The following is a 716-nucleotide window of genomic DNA, read 5'->3' on the forward strand; positions in this document are numbered from 1 at the left end:
GCGATTCGTTGCCGGCGAGAATCACGATTGCTGCTTTTGCCATCGTACACCCTTATAAATCGCATACGTACAAAACCCGTCCGCGGATGTGTGTCCGGGACACCATCTCGACACGTGATAGCGTGCCAGGCCCGTGGGAGCGCGTTTCGGAAGTGTAAGGAGAAATCCCCGCCCTCCAGGGCGGGGATGGATCCGACAAACGATGATACAAACCATCGATGATAGCACGGCCTGATATTCCAACAGATATTTAATATCGCATACTTGATTACAGTTGTAATGGTCACGGTGGCTGTCACCGCGAAGTTCCACAATCCATCCCTCTCACGGCGGAAAGAGTGGCAACGCGCCACTCGACTCTACCGTGACACCAAGCAATTCTGTATCGATGGATGGGAGAACGGCGACTTCGGGAAGTCCGTGACCACGGCCACCATCGACAACGACCTCTACTCGGCCATTCAGAACCAAGCCATCCGAGAGGCGAAATCCGACCACAACAAGGACGGGGAGGTTCGCTACCGAGAAAGTCAACCATTCGCCATCAACAACCAGAACTGGGAAATTGACACGACCGAGAACGGCACACTCGTCGTCGGCTTCCCGTGCGTCTCCCAATGGTGGTACACACCGATAGAGGTGTACGACGATATTGCCGACCCCGTAGACCGACTGGTGGAGGGTGACGCTGACAAGACCCGCCTACAGATCTACCG

At 55.2% G+C, this 716-nt stretch carries 1 protein-coding gene; it reads left to right on the forward strand.

Features of this window, described 5'->3' with window-relative positions; all coding sequences use genetic code 11:
• Nucleotides 1–279 precede the first annotated feature (279 nt).
• Nucleotides 280–716: transposase (locus EXE42_RS16180; RefSeq protein ID WP_137706979.1), on the forward strand; the 437-nt coding region annotated here is incomplete at its 3' end.

The organism is Halorubrum sp. SP3, assembly GCF_005435195.1.
GTDB lineage: Archaea > Halobacteriota > Halobacteria > Halobacteriales > Haloferacaceae > Halorubrum > Halorubrum sodomense.